1 pseudogene is annotated in these 221 nt (G+C 67.0%); it reads right to left on the reverse strand.

The features are described 5' to 3' along the window. Nucleotides 1-221, reverse strand: a pseudogene (locus FPZ47_RS28825) (hypothetical protein); the annotation flags it as partial.

A 221-nucleotide genomic window follows, 5' to 3' on the forward strand; every position in this document is an offset into this window, starting at 1 on the left:
CGCCACACCAGCGCCTTCTCTTGGGCCCGCCCGACGAACAACACGCCCTCGGCGCCGCTGAACCGGGCCAAAAACTCTTGGGCGATGTCGTCTTTGCGTTCCTTGCCGAACGACACCAACTCCAGGCCTCGCGCGGCGACGAAACCGCGGATGTCGGCGACGAACGCCTTGGTCATCGGGTCCATCAGCGCGGTCGAGGCGAAGTGGTGGCCGCGGTGACC

The organism is Mycobacterium helveticum (assembly GCF_007714205.1).
In the GTDB taxonomy this organism is placed as follows: Bacteria; Actinomycetota; Actinomycetes; order Mycobacteriales; family Mycobacteriaceae; genus Mycobacterium; species Mycobacterium helveticum.